This window comes from Paraburkholderia sp. SIMBA_027 (assembly GCF_046535315.1).
GTDB classification, from domain to species: domain Bacteria; phylum Pseudomonadota; class Gammaproteobacteria; order Burkholderiales; family Burkholderiaceae; genus Paraburkholderia; species Paraburkholderia tropica.
This window is the reverse complement of sequence record NZ_JAWRWY010001136.1, coordinates 1-253: the sequence shown is the minus strand read 5'-3', so window position 1 is coordinate 253 and position 253 is coordinate 1. Positions and strand designations below refer to the sequence as shown.

Below are 253 nucleotides of genomic sequence, written 5' to 3'. Positions count from 1 at the left end.
ACTTCGACGCGCGCACGCGGCATCTGCAGGACTACCTCGAATTTCTGCGGACGCTGCGCGACACGCTGCCCGCCGATTGCCGGCTGAGCATCACGGGGCTGCTCGACTGGAGCAGCCGCATCGATACCGACCAGGTCAACCAGCTCAGGGGGGTCGTCGATGAAGTGGTCGTGCAGACCTACCAGGGGCGCAGCACGATTCCCGACCATGCGGCCTACCTGCCGCGCGTCGCGCGGCTGCAGCTGCCGTTTCG

Annotated in this window: 1 pseudogene; it reads left to right on the top strand. The window is 67.2% G+C overall.

Annotation, left to right across the window (positions count from 1 at the left end):
• Positions 1–253, top strand: a pseudogene (locus SB764_RS42680) (DUF3142 domain-containing protein); the annotation flags it as partial.